The organism is Bradyrhizobium sp. CCBAU 53338, assembly GCF_015291665.1.
Taxonomy (GTDB): domain Bacteria; phylum Pseudomonadota; class Alphaproteobacteria; order Rhizobiales; family Xanthobacteraceae; genus Bradyrhizobium.
This window is the reverse complement of sequence record NZ_CP030049.1, coordinates 582,915-599,060: the sequence shown is the minus strand read 5'-3', so window position 1 is coordinate 599,060 and position 16,146 is coordinate 582,915. Positions and strand designations below refer to the sequence as shown.

Below are 16,146 nucleotides of genomic sequence, written 5' to 3'. Positions count from 1 at the left end.
GCTCCGCGTCGGTAATCTCGCCTCGCGGTCTTCTCCGCTTGTGCTTCTCCCTTTCCATCGGAGCGACTGGTTCCTGCAGTTCCGCGGCAGCGCCTGCATCCGATTCACGCCCCCTCAACGCCGGTCGCCGCCCGCCCGGTCATCAGGCTCCCGGCGGGCTCATCCCAGAGGGACGACACACCTCTGGTTTTGACGACGATTTCCACGTTACGACGGTTCATCGGCGGGTTCATTTTCATTCGTCTCTCGGACGCGTATCCGTTCGGGTCTCCCCCGACCGTTAGCTTCAACGCTCACGACCGCGCCTCTTAAGCGAAGCCGCTTGAAGTGATTTGAGACCTACTCCTGAAAGTCGATCCCGAGGGGCCTACCCTCATCGCTGCCACAGCTTGCGCGCACAGATTTTCAGATCATTTTGATCATCCTTTCTGTGTGCTTCTGCAGAACACTGTCATCGCCGTGCAGCCGCTCGGCGGCGAGGACATGGCGCTCAATCAGCTGGAACAACGGCATGACGGCGAAGGTTCCGTGGCCGACCTGGTCGGCCAGCGTCGACAGCGGCAGGTCGATCCGCTCAGCCTTGAAGCGCACGCTCTGGCGATTGAGCGGGATATGCATGCCGAACTTGTCGAACAGCATTGTCGCCAGCAATTGCGGACCGATGAAGCCGCGCGGCGTGGCATGGAACGGTGCCGGCGGCTGGCTTATCTTCTCGCAATCACGGCAGGTGAACTTCTCGCGTACCGTCTCGATGACCTTAAAGCGACGCGGAATCTCCTCCAGCGTCTTGGTCACATCCTCGCCTAGCTTCGCAAGGCGCGATCCACCGCAGCAGGCGCAGGTCGTTGGAGCCTCGATAACGACGCGCTCACGTTCGATGTCGTCCGGCCACGGCTTGCGCACCGGCCGCTTACGCGTGAAGGCGCTTACGCTCTGGGTTTTTGCGGCGGCAGCCTGCGCAGCCAGCTCATTCTCGGTCGCCGTGGTGGCGAGTTCTTCGAGCTCCAATTCCAACTGCTCGAGTAGCCGCGCCGTGCGCTCGGAGCGCAGCCCGTGCAGTTCGCGTTTGAGCTTCTCGATCCGTAGCTCAAGATGAGCGATCAGCACCTCGCTGTCCGACAGCTCCGCCCGCGCGTTGGCGGCATCCGCGACTGCCACATCGCGTTCAGCCTGCAACGCCTCGCGCTCGGCCAGCAGCGCAAGGTAGGCGCTCGCGAGATCCGACGGAAGATCGTCCGGCTTCGATGTCATGAAGCCATTGAATCAGATCAAGCCGCAGATTCAAACCAAAAACGGCTATCCGACACGCGTCGGACGATGAGTTTCTTGAGGGTTGCGCCAATCGATTCCGGACAACAGGTAGCTCATCTGAGCCGATGAGATCGTCACCGCTTCGCCCGCAACCGATGGCCAGACGAACCTTCCTCTCTCAAGTCTCTTAGTGAACAGGCATGCTCCCTGGCCATGGTGAGTCGGCCCCGGGAGTTGCACCCGGAGCCGCTCTCCGAACCGTACGTGACGCTCTCACGTCATACGGCTCTCAACAAGTAACGAAGCAGAACCTAACATCGTCCAATGAGCGAACAGCTTCGGCCTACGGCAGCGGATCAGCCTGAGCCTGGTGGAGGCCCTGACTTTTCCATTCTTCAGCCCTTTGTATTTGCGTCGCGCCCAGCGGTTTAGAGATTCGTCGACGTATCGATACAGGTTATGCATTTCTGACCGCCCATATCTGCCGTAGTACTGCATCCATCCACGAAGGACGGGGTTCAGTTCCAAGGCGATTGCGTCGATTTCCGTCTGCGAGCGAAGCCTGAGCCGGAGCTGCCGGATCGTCATCCGCATAGACTTCATTGCCGCCCTGCTGACCGCTGGCGAGAACGTACAGAAGTTTTCTTTCTTCTGATGGTTTCTTGCCCTGCGCGGTCGAAAGGTAAATCCCAGAAAGTCAAATGACTGACTGGCATGGCTACCCGGGCGATTGCTATCTTTGCAGTAGACGATCTTGGTCTTGTCGGGATGCATTTCGAGTTCGCATTCCCTGAACCTCGCCTGCAGCGCCGCCTTGATGGCTTCCGCTTCAGCCTTGGTTCGGCAATGTACGAGCCCGTCGTCCGCGTATCGACACCACGGTGACTGCGGGAAGTTTCGCGCCATCCATATATCGAACGCATAATGCAAGAACAAATTGGCAAGGACGGGACTGATCACGCCGCCTTGGGGTGTACCCCGGTCGCGAGCGGTGATCGCTCCGTCTTTGCCTTGCATCGGCGCTGTTAGCCAGCGTTCGATGTAGAGCAGAGCCCATTCGTCTTGCACATGCTTCCTGACGGCTTTCATAAGCAACTGGTGGCTGATATTGTCGAACAGGCCTTTGATGTCGAACTCCAGCACCCAGTCCATCTTCCAGCACCGTTGCCGGGTGATGCCGACGGCGTCCAGCGCGGCTTTTCCGGGCCGGTAGCCGTAGGAATCGGGAAGGAAGATTTTCTCGAGTACTTGTTCAATCTGAAGCTTGACGACCGTCTGCGCCACGCGATCTGCTACTGTCGGCACGCCTAGAATGCGTTGTCCGCCGTTCTTCTTGGGAATGGGGACAGCCCGAACGGCAGGTGGAAAGTAGCTGCCAGAAGACATTCGATTCCAGACCTTGTAAAGGTTGCCCTTGAAGTCCTTCTCAAAAGCTTCGAGCGATACCTTATCCACGCCGGCCGCGCCCGCATTGGCTTTGACCAGTTTGTAGGCCTTCATCACTGTCTGCTTGTCGATATCGTACTGCTTACGTCCGGTTACACTCACATGTCCTCCTGCTCATCACAGTTGCATATGGGCGCAACCCACTTGTTTCGGCCCCTTCGCTCCAGTTCCATTACAGCACCTTCATCACTACTACGAGCCGATCCGCCCCAGTGTTGTGCTTCGGTACTCTCGTCTCGCGGTGTGTGCCGCTTGAACTTCTCCCTTGGCATCACAACGACTGGTTCCTGCAGTTCTCTACAAGAGCCTGTATCCAGATCGCGTCCCCTAAACGCCGGTCGCCATCCGCGCAGTAATCCAGGCGTCTCACGGATTGATCTCAGGGATGGCACGCGCCCCTGATTTTGGCGACGCCTTAGTAATTTTCGACGCGTCATCGGAAGATTTGCTTTCGCTCGCCTTCTGGATACTTACCTGCCCCGTAAACCCGGGACTTTTGCAACACTTGCTGATGACCGCGCCTTTTAAACGAAGCCACAGTGTCGTGGTTTTGCACCTGCGCCTGGAACGCCGATGCAGGAGGGCCGTCCTCCATCTCTCATAAAGCTGTACGCATCAAATTCGGTTATTCACCTCCTTCATGCTCTGCAGCACACCGTGCCAGATCACCTTCACAAGATCGCTGCGGCGACCGCGGAAGACGAACAAATGACCGCTGAGCGGTTCTTTGCGCAGCACCTCCTGAACTTGGAGGGCCAGCGACAGGAAGCCTCTGCGCATATCCGTGTAGCCTGTCGCCAGCCACACTCGCACATTCCCTGGTACAGCAATCATCGGCGTCCAAGCACATCGAGGACCCGCGCCAGCGCCTCCGGATCGACGTGCGCATCCACCCGGATGCACCGTCGGTTGCCGAGATCGATCTCTATCAATCCAGTACGTGCGGCTGCCGCCGAGCGAACTCGGCCATCAACCGTAGGCAAAAGCTTCGCAGTTTCTTCAGCCGAGGCCGCTACGGCGGCGATCTGCACCGGCGTAAAAGATGGTGCAACTTGTTCCGATGTCCGTGCTTGTCGACGCCAGGTAAACACCAGGCTGGCCGCTACTCCGTTGCGCCGCGCGACTTCAGTTACCTTCGCGCCCGGTACTAGCGTCTCCTCGACAATCCGTGCCTTGTCGTCCTGCGACCAACGCCGCCGCCGCTCAAGCCCGCCCAAAACTTCGACCCGCATCGCCTGATGACCTTAAAGCTAGACTTAAGGTCACACGCTTCGCGAATTACCACCCGTCACGCAAGACGGTCCTCGTCGGAGGCGTACTTTCAAGTGGACGAGAATGTCGGCTCGCTTCGAACGCAGAATGGGGCCCAGCGCGCCTGTGAGCCCGTAGCGGGCGCGTCAAGTTGCTGAGGTCAAGTCAGCAAACTCCGCTGCTGGAGTTTTCCAAACAGCCGCTCAAATCTAGGGAGAAGTCAGCCGAACCGGTCTACGATTAGCGTCGGCCGTCAAAGCAATCTGGAACGCGCCACTTAAGGCGCGAGGTAGCGCAGAAGTTCCGGATTCGTGCGGATATCGGCTGCAGCGCCTTGTAGTGCGATACGGCCGCGATCAAGGACATAGGCCTTGCTCGCCACGCGCAACGCGAGATCGAGGTGCTGTTCGACGATGATGACCGCGATTTCCTTGGCGAGTTCAATGAGACGTTCGGTAATCTCTTCGATGACGCCGATCCAGACGCCCTCGGTCGGCTCATCCAGCAGCAGCAGCTTTGGGTTCCCCAGGAGGGCGCGCCCGATCGCTAACATCTTACGCTCGCCACCAGAAAGCGTACCAGCCGCCTGGTCCAGGCGGTGGCCGAGCTTGGGAAAGATCGCCAGGACCCGATCGATCGCCGAAGCGTCGGTGTTGAAGAGGGAGCCCATTGCAAGATTATCCCGCACTGAAAGGCGTGAGAACACTGAGTGCTCTTGCGGCACATAGCCGATGCCGGCGCGCACGCGTTGCTCGGTCTGGAGCCGATTGAAATCGTGGCCATCGAAGACTACCTCGCCTCTCCAGCTTGGTAGCTCGCCAACGATAGCTTTCATAAGCGTGGTCTTGCCTGCACCGTTGCGCCCAAGCACGGCGGTACCACCACGCCACGGAATGTCGAGGCTCAGGTCAAACAGCACCTGGCTGCGACCATAACCGGCGTCGAGATGTCTTATGTCGAGAAAGCGTTGTTCAAGCACGGCGCAAATAGATCTCCTGGACACTTTTGTCAGCCTGGATCTCAGCGACGCTTCCTGTCGCCAGCACACGGCCCTGGTCGAGGACGGTGAGGCGGTCGCAAATGTCGCGGATGAAATCGAGATCGTGCTCGACGATAACGAGGGAGCAGTGCTCCTTTATTGGTCGCAACAGTTCGCCAGTGACGCGACGCTCCTCCAGGCTCATGCCTCCGGTAGGCTCGTCCAGCAGCAGGAGCCGGGGTTTTCCCGCGAGCGCCATCGCAATCTCCAGCCATTGCTGCTGGCCATGGGATAGCGCTGCTGCTGCATCGAACGCACGATCGGCAAGACGAAACTGGGTGAGCATCATCATGACCTGGTCGTGCAGCTGTCTGCGGCTGCGCGAGAACACAAGATCAAAAAGAGAGCAGTGCCCCTGCAGGGCAAGGAGGATGTTGTCGTAGAGGGTGAGGGATGGCAGAACCGATGTGATTTGGAACTTCAGGCTCATGCCAGCGCGCGCGCGCTCGGTGGGGGTGAATGTGGTAATATCAGTGTTGATGAATCGGACTTTGCCTTGCGTCGGTACCTCCGCCCCCGCGATGCACTTCATCAGCGTGCTTTTCCCCGAGCCGTTCGGCCCGATCAACCCGTGGAACTCGTTCTCGCGGACGGTGAGCGCCGCACCGTCGACTGCCGTGAGCTTGCCGAAGATCTTTCGAATGCCTGCAGCTTCAAGAAGCGGCATGATGCTGCGCCCTCTTCTTGTCTTGCGCTTTGGCGGCGAAACTGCCTACCCGCTCGCGCTCCGTCAACACCAGGCTGATAAGCCCAAGCGGCCGAAAAAGGATTACCAGGAGCAGGAGCACGCCCAGGATGATCGGCCAGATATCGCGGTAATTGTCCGACAGCCAGAAGGAGAGACCTTCGACAATCGCCGTACCGATCACCGCACCGATCAGCGTGCCGGAACCGCCGAACAGAACGTAGAGCACGACTTGCGTGGAGACGACAACGCCAATCATATTGGGCCACACAAAACCCTCGTGGAAGGCATAGAGGCTGCCGCTCAGGCCTGCGATGGCGCCACCGATCGCGAACACTATGGCTTTTAGATGCTGTGTCCGGTAGCCGAAAAAGGCAATGCGTTGCTCGTTCTCGCGGAGGCCTGCGAGTGCAAGACCGAACTGCGAGCGCACCAGGAAACGGCATGCAACGTAGACGATGACAAGAAGCCCTAGTGCCAGATAGTAAAAGTTCGACCCTTCCGATAATTCGTAGGAGCCGAGCGTCATCGGCGGAATCGAGGGAATGCCGTTCTGGCCGCCGAGATAGTACCAGCCACGCGCGAGGCGATCCGCCGCATAGGCACCGGTGAGCGTACCGAGCGAAACGAAGATCATGCTGGCCGGATGCCGTCCGAGTAGGAGGAACCCACCAAGTAGCAGCGCGAATACGAGGCCAATCAGCGTGCCCGCCGGCAGTACCAAAAGGATTGAGGTGATATCGAGGTCGCGCGCAAGCAGCGCAACGCCGTAGCCTGCGGAGCCGAAGAAGAGGGCCTGCCCAAAGCTCATGATTCCGGCATAGCCCCAGACCAGATCGAACGAGAGAGCGAAGAGCGCCAGGATCACAACGCGAGTGGCAAACACCGTAAGATAGTCGTGAAGCATCACCGGAAGGACTAGTGCTCCAATCAGCACTAGTCCTTCGATGATGAGCAGGACACGTCGTGCACGACTGACCTGTCCTGCAAAGGCGATTTCAGCCATGTCAGCCGTCGCACAATTCACTTCTAGCGTGGGCACCGATGGCCTCTCTACCGCGCTTGTCGCTTTCACAGTGATTCGTCAACATTGCCCGGGATCGACAAGCCCATTGCTGCGTTGCACGACTTGAAAAACCCCGCTCTTGCACACGGCCGTGTACATGTTCATCTTACAGTGCCGCTTGCCCGGCACCATCTCGGCGGGGCCGCCCGGACCCTCCGCGATCTTTGCGTGATCGAGCGTCGCAGCAACCGACTCGCGATCGACCTTTCCGGCCTCTTTGACGGCAGCTTCCCAAAGTTTCAGCCCGCGATATGTACTGGGAGCGGCACTGCTCGCGGCAAATAGAGAATCGCCTGGATAGTCCTTATCATAGGCAGCCTGAATTCTGGCGGAGACCGGGTCATCTTTGGCGACGGCTTTGTAATAATCGAGACAACTCGCAAGCCCTTCCATCTCATTGACCGGATGGAGGCTGAGATAATTCTCGTCCTCGTTGACGGCAGCAAGCCGTCCGCCGTTCTTCAGATAGCCCGCTTCATAGAGCTGTTTGAACAAAGGACCGACGCCGGGTGGAATAACGGTGTTAAAGACGGTGTCGGCCTTGTTGGACATGATCGCGTGGACAGTGGCGGAGAAATCCACTTGGTCTAAAGGATAATACTCCTCGAACACGACCTCGCCGCCATTGGCTTCGATTAACTTGCGAGCATATGCATTCAGGTTACGCGGCCAAATGTAGTTGGAACCTGGAAGGGCAAATCTCTTGCCGCCGTTCTTGATCAGCCACGGGATAAATGTGTCGCATTGCTGCGCCGGTGTGGCGCCGCTGCAGAACAGGTATGGCGTGCATTCCCCCCCTTCATAAAATTGCGGATAGATATAGAGCGTCTTGCCCCGAGAAACGATCACATCCTTGATCGCATTGCGCATTGAGCTCGCGAGGCCGCCTAGGACCATGTCCACCTTGTCCCGCTGGATCAGCTTGCGCACGTTGCCTACAGCGACCGATTCATTGGAGGCGGTGTCTTCGATGTACAGCTCGATCGGCCGGCCCAAAAGACCACCTGAATTGTTGATCTCCTTGATGACCATTTTGGCGACGTTGGCATCCGCCTTTCCGGCAAAGCCGATCGGGCCGGTCAGATCGATCGCGATGCCGACCTTGATGGGACCTTCGGCCGCATTGGCCCAGTCGGGACGGATCACCCAGCTACTCGCTCCTGTGGCGATTGCACCGGCCGTGAAGGCAAAGTTCGAAAGGAAACGACGGCGTGTGAAATTGAGTCGATCAACAGCCATATGACTACACTCCCCCTTGCGCGATGAGGCCTTGCGGCCGACACTTGATGAAAACAATGGCAAGCAAGAAGACGAGCACATCGGCGAGGACCGGAGGGATAACCCAGGGCAGCGCCGCGCTGAGAGCGCCGATGATACCGGCTCCTGCCACTGGGCCCATAAAGGAGCCGACACCGCCAAGCATGACGGCGACAAATCCCTGGATCAGAAAGCGAATTCCGAGATCTGCAAACAGATCGAACACCGGCACGATAAGCGCCCCGGCGAGCCCGGCCAAAGCTGCGCCGAAGGCAAAGGTGGTGCCATAGATGAAATTCGTCGAAACCCCGGAGGCGCGCGCTAGCGCCGGATTTTCCAGGGTCGCCCGAACGCGCAAGCCGAAGCTTGTGCGGGACAGGAGCAGAAAGCAGCCCCCCATCACCAAAGCCGTGATCACGAGAATCGTAAAGCGCCAAGCTGAGATGTGTATCGTGGCGATATCTATGGATCCACCGATAGGCTCCGGAACCGTCAGATAAAACCCGCCAATTAGGCCCCGCACAGACTCCCGGATGATAAGACCGAGCGCATAGGTGCCGAGCATTGCAACGATCGGTGCGGCATAGAAGCGGCGGATGATGAGCGCTTCGAGTACGAAACCCAGCAATCCGACTAAGATCGGTGCCGCCGCCATACCGAGCCAAACCGGGAGACCATGACTATAGGCGAGATAAGTAATATAAGCGCCGAGCAGGACGAACTCACCCTGGGCAAAGTTGAAGATGCCCATCATGCTCGCGATGATTCCTAGCCCAAGCACGATCAACACGATAATCGCACCGAAGCTCAGGATCTCGAATGCCGCCATGAATGCACTAGTCATATGCCGCGATCCAGTCGCACTATCGTCTCGGCCTCACATCTTCTTCCAGTCGCCTATCTGTTCGAAGGCATGGGCGGCGCGGTAGATGGTGGATTCCTCGAAGTGGCGACCGACCAGCATTAGGCCCACTGGCAGGCCGTCGACCATTCCGCAGGGCAGCGACATAGCTGGATGATGCGTAATGTCGAATGGCGCGGTGTTGGTGAACATCTCAATCGCGCGCGTGAAGTAGTCCTCGCGACTGGCATTGGATGGCGGCAGCGGGGTTGCCTTCATCGGCGTCGTCGGCATGAGGAGGAGATCATAGCTCTCGAGAGCTTTGTCATATGCCGTAGCGAGGCGGCGGGAGATGTTGAGCGCCTTGCCGTAAAACCTGGACCCGAAGGTGTTGTTGATATAGGTCCCCCACAACATAAACAGCTTGTTAGTCTCGGACAATGAGTCCGCCTTCTGCCGCCACCCGCGATGGAAATCCATCAGGGAGGTTGGATAAAGATCGCCTCGGCTGAGACCATAGCCGTCACCGAACATCATGGTCTGGACAGCCCCCTCAGTTCCGATGGGGGTCCAGATCGCCGCGCCTAGAAGGTGCATCGGAATCGAGACGATCTCTACGGTCGCGCCGAGATCTTTGAAGCGCTTTGCGGCCTCACGCACGCTTTCGTTCACGGCAGCTTCTGCGGACGGCTGCTCGAAGCCCTCCTTGAGGATACCAATCTTCATCCCTTTGATGCCCGCACCCAAGGCCTTGGTGTATTCATCCACCTTCGGAGCCTTGATGCGCGAATCGTAGCCGTCGTCGCCGGCGATCACCTCGAGTAGCAGGGCGTTGTCGGCCACCGTTGCCGTAATCGGCCCGGTGTGGTCGATAAAGATCTCAATCGGCATTATTCCTGTATAGGGAACGAGACCCCAAGTCGGCTTCATACCGTACGTGCCGCAGAATGAGGATGGCATTCGGATCGAACCGCCCTGATCGCCGCCGATCGCAATGTCGACCTCGCGTAGTGCGACCACAACCCCGCTTCCGGAGGAAGAACCGCCGGCCGAATAGCCCATCTTGTGTGGATTGTGGACCGGGCCAGTCGCGTTGGTGTGGCTGCCGCCAGAGAGACAGAAGGCTTCGCAGTGAACCTTGCCCACAATTTCGGCGCCAGCATCAAGCATGCGTGTAACGATGGTGGCGTCAAAATCGGGTACGTAGCCTTCGAGGGTGGCCGAGCCATTCATCATAGGCACTCCGGCCAACATAATGTTGTCCTTCAAGGCAACGGTCTTGCCTTTCAGTTTTCCGCTGCCGGCGCCTTTGATGTTGGTTTTGCGGTACCAAGCATTGCGAGTGTTTTCGTCTGGCGATGGCCGATAGCCGGGCGTCCGCGGATATTTGACCACGGGCAACTCGTCGGGCATCGCGGCAACGAGATTGTATGCGTCCAGCGAGCCCCGCATCAAACCGCGGAACGAGGCGACATCTTCGTCGGTCAACGAAAGACCACACTGCTTGGCAACTTCGAGAAGCTGGGTGGGAGTCGGAAGGGAAACTGACACGCGGCTCTCCTGAAAGGTTGATCCCGTCATTGGGACACGCGGCGTTCTTCTGTCGTGGCCGCTTATCAGATTAGCCGTAGGTAAAGCGCAGCAGGGCGCTCGGCCCCAGAAGGTGCGCAACGCAAGTTGGGTAATATTGGGTAAAACGACGCTGAATGCGTCTGCCAGTGCAGGCGTTTCGCCGATCTGTCCTGCCTCGCCGGCTTGTCTTTGAGCCCTTAGGTCTTTTTGACGGGCTGGTAAGGCGACAAGTGAACCGGTCTCGTCACCTTAGAGTTGAAATATGGCACGGATCTGACAATGCAGCGGATTACATCAGAGGCCTAAGCATTTCAAAGTAACAACCAGCCAATTTCGGCGATCACGCGCTTCCCCTAACTGGCGCGAACTGCCGCGCGCCAAGCTCACGATCGTACGCGCATTCGCCACCACCTTAATCCACCTAAAGGGGGGTGGTAGATGAATGATGGTGTAAAATCTTCCAGGAGGCATCATGACGGCGCAGCACAAACGTAAATCGGGCGGGTGTCGCCACTTGCAGATCATGCCGCGTTTCAGAAAAGACATAATTTCCGACGGCCATAACAATGTCAGCCGCCAAGCTGACGCAATGACATACGTCAAATTTTACCCTTGCGGTGCCATGGAAGTAGGTGCGTATTTCTGCGACACCGATGTAGAGCGTGGAACTAGACGTACCGTGAAGCAAGGCATCATCTGCGTATAACGCAACAAGATACTCCGGCTTGCCAGAGTTGAACGCTCGCGCCCAAGCTTCCAAGAAGGCACGCACATCCAGCACAACTTTGTCGTTGTTCACGATGAACGCCTCTTCAGCGGAGAAATGGCGACCGGAAGCGATAAGAGTGGGTTGGCCTTACCATCTGATATAAGGAAACCTCTTGCATATGCACTGCATTTTTGATCCGTTCGTTCATGCTTCCGACTGCGCGCTCATCCACGATCTTGTTGAGGTCGCTGCTTGTCAGCGGAGCGCAACGTTTTTTGCAAGCTCGCCTCCTCTATGCAGCTTGTCGGTCATTATGTTCTCATTGCGAGCCAGCAGTACCTTCGCCACCCCGTCCGGGTCCACACCAAATTGGTGATGGGGCCGCAAAAGAATTGGCGCGAACTCAACAAGTACGGACCGAGTTCAGAAGTGTTCGCAGAGGATCAGGGGCAGCGACGTGAAGTCGCTGCTTCGAGCCCTTGATCGCCGCGTATACGACGCAGCCCTGATACACCGGCTTATCTTCCCTCAGCTCGCCGCCAGGTGCTGGGACTGGTGCCAGTGCTGCGCTTAAATTCACGGCTGAAGTGATAGACGTCACAAAAACCGCAGCGTTCGGCGATTGCGCCGAGCCCAGCGTCACTTTCCAAGAGCAGCTTTTGCGCCATCATGATCCGCTCTCGAATCAACAAGCGCCTTGGGCTGATCTGCAGATGCCCTTGAAATAGCCGCCGCGTCTGTGCGGCGCTGAGGCCAGTGACCGAGGCGAGTTCATCGGCGTGCCAGGATCGCTCCGGGGACTGCCGCATCTTTAAAATGATGGCTCGCAATGGGGCCGGGAGACGGGATTCACCGTGCTTCGAGGAAGGTGCTGCGATGAGGTGAAGCAGTTCCGCCACGAGGCAGTTAAGTGCCAAATCGACGTTATCATCCCTGGCGCGCAAGACATCAAATAGTCTTGCGAACCACCGTTCGATCTCGTTCGGCACTGATATCGTTGCTAGCGTTGCTCCGGTGCCGAACACCTTTCGCCGAATGGCCGCACAGTCGGGCCCGTCGATCCGCACCCACAGAACAGTCCAGGGATCATTTTCATCCGGCCAGTGCGCATGCGACGTTTCGTTGGCAATCCAGATCAACTGACCGCGCTCAACAGTCGATGTCCTGCCTTCGCTGACTACAAAGCCGCGCCCAGCGGAGCAGTATAGAATGTCCTGGCCCGGATAATTGTCTCGAGCGATGTGATGATCACGTGCGGTGATGGCCTTGCCCGCCCTAAGTACCGTAAAGGCGCATCGGGTCCAGGCAGCATCAGGGAGGACGTACTGATGGCTCTCAGGAAAAAGTGTGCGCTGCGGCAAGCCGGCCATGCGCGTTTTATATAAATTGAAGCGTGCTTTGTCCATTCCCGCTGGGGCTTTCTGCATCTAGGCTCGATGTCAATGACTAACAAATGAGCTCGTGATCAGGCTCCCGGATGCACGTTTTGTATCCATAGAGATCGCTGAGGGAGCTCAGGGAGGACCGGTGCCGATGCTCACGGCCCACGAAACTGCGCCACCGCGCGCAGGGCCCTTGTGGCGACGTGGTGGAGGCATTCCACGCCACGCCTTGATCTCAGGCACTTTCAGGGGAGGAATTGATGAGTAAACCGAGAATTACCGTCGTCGGCAGCTTCGCCGTAGGACTGACCATTCGCGCTCCGAACATCCCGGTCTTCGGGGTCACGATGTTAGGCAGCAGTTTCGATATGGGCCCGGGCGGAAAAGGTTCGAATCAGGCTGTTGCCACTGCGCGGCTCGGGGCGGACTCGTCGCTGGTTGCGATCATCGGCAAAGACCAATTCGCAGATATTGGCATTGATCTGTACAAGGCCGAGGGCGTCGATACGGCGCATGTCAAGCAGATCACCGAGAAGCCGACGGCGGTTGGCTTCATCATCCTCAATGAGCGAGGCGAGAACTTCATTATCATGGATTATGGCGCCACAAACGCCATGGATCCGGCTTTTGTCGATCGCGCCGAGAGCCGCATTCGCGAGAGCGACCTCGTCATGGCGGTCCTGGAGCCGCCGGTCGAGGTGGCTATGCGGGCGATGGAGCTCGGTCGCAAATACGGTAAGAAAACCATTCTCAATCCGGCGCCGGCCGCACCGCTGCCGGATGAAATCTTCCCGTTGGTCGATTTCCTGACGCCGAATGAAAGCGAACTTCGCATCCTGCTCGGTCTGCGCCCGGATGATCCGCGGCCCTCGCGCGAGCTGGTCGATCTGTTGCGCAAGCGCGGGGCCGCCAACGTGATCGTGACGCTTGGCGACCGTGGTGTACTGATCGTCACCGACAAGGTCGATACCACCATTCCGGCTGCAGTGGTCGACGTAGTGGACACGACGGGTGCTGGCGACGCGTTCAATTCCGGCTTCGCCGTGGCTCTGGCGGAAGGGCGGGATGTGATCGAGGCCGCGCGCTTCGGGGTGTGCTGCGGTGCCCTGGTCTGCACAAAGCTAGGGGTCATTCCCGGCATGGCGAGGCGCGCCGCAGCAGACGAGATGTATCGCACAATGCGCGCCTCGGCTGCAGAATGAGAGAGCAACAAGAAATCAATGCGCCTTGGGCGCGAACAGTGAGAACTGGAACGATATGCCGCGGATTTACGATTGGGCGGCGCGCGAGGCCGAGCGCACGGTGACGGTGGCCGACCTGCGCGCTTCCCGAAAGTCGGGCAAGCGCTACACTCAGGTCACTGCCGAGACCGCCGAGGAGGCAGCGGCCGCGGAGCAGGCCGGCATTGAAATGCTGGTGACCCGCGCCCGCAACGTGGAAGCCGTACGGAGGGGCTCAAAGCACCTCTTCGTCACCGCCGCGTTGGGCTTTGCCGATGCTGTAACACAGGACGACATCCTTCGTACCGCCTTGAAGGCGCTAAGCGACGGGGCCGATGCGGTGATCACCGCACGCGGCATGGCGACCGTCTCAATGCTCGCGGCCGAGGATATTCCGGTTGTCGGTCACTTGGGCCTCGTTCCCAGAAAATCGACCTGGCTCGGAAGGCTTCGCGCCTTCGGCAAATATGCGGAGGAAGCCTTGGCACTCTTCCAGCGCTTCCGACGTCTAGAAGAAGCCGGCGCTTTTGCGGTGGAATGCGAGGTCATCCCAGCCCGGGTCATGTCGGAAATTCGCCGGCGGATCGGACTGGTGACCGTCTCGCTCGGCTCCGGACCGGATGCTGACGTGATCTTTCTATTCACCGAGGACATATGCGGTGGCGAAGGCCGGCGGCCCCGGCACGCTCGGGTCTATGGAGATCTTCAGGCCCTGCAGGAGCGCATCAAACAGGAGCGCGTGAAAGCTCTCAGCGCATTCCGTGCTGACGTCACCGCAAATGGCTTTCCAGGCCCGCAGGAAATATCGGACATCGCCGACGATGAATATGCGGCCTTCGTGTCGAGACTAAAAGACTCGGGCTTTGGCGATTGATCTAAAGCTCTTGCGACGGCGACGAGAGCTGATCTCAATCAGCCGGCGAAGGATCTAACACACGAGCTGTCTGCCTTGAAGCGGCAATGGAGTGCAATATGGACGAAGCATTGTACGGCACGCGCGATAAGCGGGGCAATTGGGTACCAAAGAAGAAGCCCGAACGTGCGCCGATTTTTGTCTGGCCGGTGCAACCGCTGAAAATACTGCGCTGGTTACCGGGCTATCTCCTGCCCTGGAATACGGTCTATTTCCTGATCTCTCTTGTATCGTGGACTTATCTCACTCCATCGCTCGATACGATGCGAGAACTCCACGCCGACTGGATACTGCTCATTCTGCTTCGTAACACCGCTTTGACTCTCCTCCTCTACGGCACCTTCCATTTCATTCTTTATATCGAGCGGCGTCAGCAGACGGCGTTTAAATACAATGCAAAGTGGCCGGATGCGCACAACCCGACCTTCATGTTCGGAAGTCAGACGGCCGAGAACATATTCTGGACCATGTGCAGCGCCGTGCCTGTATGGAGTGCATATGAGGCGCTCACCTGGTGGATGTACGCGAACGACCGCTTGCCTTACGTCGATTTCGCAGCGCATCCGCTATATTGTGCTGCACTCGTGCTGGTGATGCCGGCGTGGCGCGAACTGCACTTTTACCTCATTCACCGCCTCATCCATATTGGGCCGCTGTACCATCTCATCCACAAGGTCCACCACAAGAACGTCAATCCGGGGCCGTGGTCCGGCCTCTCGGCGTCGACACTGGAACACATCGCTTACTTCTCAGGGGTATTGATTCATTTCGTTCTTCCGTCCCATCCGCTGCACGCAATGTTTCAGCTGATGCACGCGGGACTGTCCCCCGCAAAGTCACATACCGGTTTCGACCGCGTGGTCGTGGATGATGCGAAGGCGATCAGCACCGACAACTTCTACCATTACCTGCACCACAAGTATTTCGAGGTGAACTACGGTGAACGCCGCATCCCGCTCGACGAGTGGTTCGGCACGGCTCACGACGGCTCTCCAGAGGCCGACGAGAGAATGTATAAGCGCATAAAGGCCAAGAAGTGGGTGCGCGGCGGTTAGCGCCGAAGCGGGGAGGCTCCGAAGGCCTGTCACGTTGAGGCAGCCCTTGCGCCGCAACGGTACTGGCGCACGCTGCGCGACTGAGCCACAGCCGATTGATCGCCGCCAGTTGAAGATTGAGGACTAGATATGACTAAACAAGCTGAATGGGTGGCGGCCTGCGCTGCGGACGCTTTGAGGCCTGAAGAGGTTCGCCGCCTCGATCACGGCGGCCGCACGTTTGTGATTGTTCGCTCGCCCGAGGGCGATTACTTCGCGATGGACGGCCACTGCTCACACGAGAAGGTCCATCTTGCGGATGGCATTGTCGATGGCGGAATTATCGAATGCCCGAAACACTTCGGCACCTTCGACTATCGAACGGGCGAGTCGCGTGCGCTGCCCGCATGCGTCGACTTGCAGAGTTACGAGGTAAAAATCGAGAATGGCATTGTTATGGTCAAGGTCTGAGCGGGTGAG

Annotated in this window: 16 protein-coding genes and 2 pseudogenes; 4 read left to right on the top strand and 14 right to left on the bottom strand. The window is 58.3% G+C overall.

The features are described 5' to 3' along the window. Nucleotides 1–104 precede the first annotated feature (104 nt). From XH90_RS39695 to XH90_RS36930, 14 genes and pseudogenes are all read right to left on the bottom strand, one after another. Nucleotides 105–239: a hypothetical protein gene (locus XH90_RS39695; protein WP_256436599.1), complete on the bottom strand. Its 135-nt coding sequence runs from the start codon at nt 237–239 to the stop codon at nt 105–107. 202 nt (nt 240–441) lie between these two features. Continuing rightward, nucleotides 442–1,251: pseudogene (locus XH90_RS36990) on the bottom strand (IS66 family transposase zinc-finger binding domain-containing protein); the annotation flags it as partial. Nucleotides 1,252–1,296: 45 nt separating this feature from the next. Continuing rightward, nucleotides 1,297–1,491 (bottom strand): IS66 family insertion sequence element accessory protein TnpB, encoded by a 195-nt coding sequence (gene tnpB, locus XH90_RS36985; RefSeq protein ID WP_128929738.1) that lies wholly within the window; start codon nt 1,489–1,491, stop codon nt 1,297–1,299. A gap of 33 nt (nt 1,492–1,524) precedes the next feature. Beyond that, complete coding sequence (gene ltrA, locus XH90_RS36980) at nt 1,525–2,751, bottom strand: group II intron reverse transcriptase/maturase (protein WP_128929739.1); 1,227 nt, start codon at nt 2,749–2,751, stop codon at nt 1,525–1,527. Between the two features lie 606 nt (nt 2,752–3,357). Continuing rightward, nucleotides 3,358–3,531 (bottom strand): annotated as a pseudogene (tnpB, locus tag XH90_RS36975) (IS66 family insertion sequence element accessory protein TnpB); the annotation flags it as partial. Further along, nucleotides 3,528–3,929, bottom strand: coding sequence for a transposase (locus tag XH90_RS36970; protein ID WP_128929741.1), 402 nt, complete (start codon nt 3,927–3,929; stop codon nt 3,528–3,530). The pseudogene tnpB (XH90_RS36975) and the gene XH90_RS36970, both read right to left, overlap by 4 nt. A 296-nt stretch (nt 3,930–4,225) precedes the next feature. Beyond that, on the bottom strand, nt 4,226–4,927 hold the full coding sequence (locus XH90_RS36965; protein ID WP_128929742.1) for an ABC transporter ATP-binding protein: 702 nt from the start codon (nt 4,925–4,927) through the stop codon (nt 4,226–4,228). Then, the gene (locus XH90_RS36960) at nt 4,920–5,654 is read right to left on the bottom strand and encodes an ABC transporter ATP-binding protein (protein ID WP_128929743.1); all 735 of its coding nucleotides are present in this window, start codon (nt 5,652–5,654) and stop codon (nt 4,920–4,922) included. The genes XH90_RS36965 and XH90_RS36960 overlap by 8 nt, the downstream gene beginning before the upstream one ends. Next, nucleotides 5,641–6,678 (bottom strand): branched-chain amino acid ABC transporter permease, encoded by a 1,038-nt coding sequence (locus tag XH90_RS36955; RefSeq protein ID WP_128929744.1) that lies wholly within the window; start codon nt 6,676–6,678, stop codon nt 5,641–5,643. The genes XH90_RS36960 and XH90_RS36955 overlap by 14 nt, the downstream gene beginning before the upstream one ends. 78 nt (nt 6,679–6,756) lie before the next feature. Beyond that, the gene (locus tag XH90_RS36950; protein ID WP_128929745.1) at nt 6,757–7,977 is read right to left on the bottom strand and encodes a substrate-binding protein; all 1,221 of its coding nucleotides are present in this window, start codon (nt 7,975–7,977) and stop codon (nt 6,757–6,759) included. 4 nt (nt 7,978–7,981) lie between these two features. Next, nucleotides 7,982–8,839 (bottom strand): branched-chain amino acid ABC transporter permease, encoded by an 858-nt coding sequence (locus XH90_RS36945; protein WP_128929746.1) that lies wholly within the window; start codon nt 8,837–8,839, stop codon nt 7,982–7,984. Between the two features lie 33 nt (nt 8,840–8,872). Then, nucleotides 8,873–10,387, bottom strand: a complete 1,515-nt coding sequence (locus XH90_RS36940; RefSeq protein WP_128929747.1) for an amidase — start codon at nt 10,385–10,387, stop codon at nt 8,873–8,875. 442 nt (nt 10,388–10,829) lie between these two features. Continuing rightward, nucleotides 10,830–11,207 carry a nuclear transport factor 2 family protein gene (locus XH90_RS36935; protein ID WP_128929748.1) on the bottom strand — a complete coding sequence of 126 codons (378 nt, stop codon included), beginning with the start codon at nt 11,205–11,207 and terminating at the stop codon, nt 10,830–10,832. Nucleotides 11,208–11,635: 428 nt separating this feature from the next. Next, on the bottom strand, nt 11,636–12,544 hold the full coding sequence (locus XH90_RS36930; protein WP_232995599.1) for an AraC family transcriptional regulator: 909 nt from the start codon (nt 12,542–12,544) through the stop codon (nt 11,636–11,638). A gap of 215 nt (nt 12,545–12,759) precedes the next feature. On the opposite strand from XH90_RS36930, the gene XH90_RS36925 reads away from it, so the two are divergent. The 4 genes from XH90_RS36925 to XH90_RS36910 all read left to right on the top strand — a co-directional run bounded on the left by XH90_RS36925 (nt 12,760) and on the right by XH90_RS36910 (nt 16,137). Then, nucleotides 12,760–13,701 (top strand): ribokinase, encoded by a 942-nt coding sequence (locus XH90_RS36925; protein WP_128929749.1) that lies wholly within the window; start codon nt 12,760–12,762, stop codon nt 13,699–13,701. A 25-nt stretch (nt 13,702–13,726) separates the two neighbouring features. Then, on the top strand, nt 13,727–14,593 hold the full coding sequence (locus tag XH90_RS36920) for a 3-methyl-2-oxobutanoate hydroxymethyltransferase (protein ID WP_232995600.1): 867 nt from the start codon (nt 13,727–13,729) through the stop codon (nt 14,591–14,593). Between the two features lie 98 nt (nt 14,594–14,691). Continuing rightward, complete coding sequence (locus XH90_RS36915; RefSeq protein WP_128929750.1) at nt 14,692–15,687, top strand: sterol desaturase family protein; 996 nt, start codon at nt 14,692–14,694, stop codon at nt 15,685–15,687. Nucleotides 15,688–15,816: 129 nt separating this feature from the next. Continuing rightward, on the top strand, nt 15,817–16,137 hold the full coding sequence (locus XH90_RS36910; protein WP_128929751.1) for a Rieske 2Fe-2S domain-containing protein: 321 nt from the start codon (nt 15,817–15,819) through the stop codon (nt 16,135–16,137). The last annotated feature ends 9 nt before the right edge of the window (nt 16,138–16,146 follow it).